Source organism: Aminobacter sp. P4_D5, assembly GCF_056401815.1.
The window spans coordinates 1-588 of the sequence record NZ_JBFUIP010001071.1; the positions used below are offsets into that span (position 1 = coordinate 1).

Genomic DNA, 588 nt, shown 5'->3' on the forward strand with positions numbered 1-588 from the left:
AGGCGGAACTGGATGGTGCGATCGTCCGGCGCCGACACCTCGTCGACCGTCGCGTAAAGCGCCTGGCCATAGGCGTCGATACGGCCCCAGCGGGCCAGCGAGGCCACGCAATCCCGCGCMCGCACCGGCTCGCCGTCATGGAAGCGSAGSCCCTCGCGCAGCGTCAGGCGCCAGAGCTTGCCGTCATCCCCGGTGGTCGCGCCCTCGACCATCTGCGGCTGCGGCCTGAGCTGCGCGTCGAGGCCGTAGAGCGTGTCGTAGGCCATATAGGCGTGGCCGCGCGTGACCAGCGAGGTCGTGGCGAGGGGATCCAGCACCGCAAGGTCGGCGAAGGGCACGAAGCGCAGCGGCCTCGCCCGTTGCGCGTGGCCGAGCCGGGGCGCGGCGATCGCGGCGGTGGAAGCGGCGAGGAGGTGGCGGCGCTGCATGGGCGGACCTGTCCTGTCGAAGGGTTCAGCCGGCGAGGAAGGCGCCGATCTCGGCGGAGGCAGCGGGCTCCTCCTCCAGCACCAGGTGGCCGGCGCCGTCGTGGATGGAGAGCTTCGCGTCCGGCAGCAGACGCGCCCAGGCCTCGCCATGGGCCAGCGG

Annotated in this window: 1 protein-coding gene; it reads right to left on the reverse strand. The window is 73.0% G+C overall.

Annotation, left to right across the window (positions count from 1 at the left end):
• A partial coding sequence (locus tag AC1DWF_RS36720; protein WP_476843352.1) for an ABC transporter substrate-binding protein occupies positions 1 to 428 on the reverse strand: 428 nt, incomplete at its 3' end.
• Positions 429 to 588 lie beyond the last annotated feature (160 nt).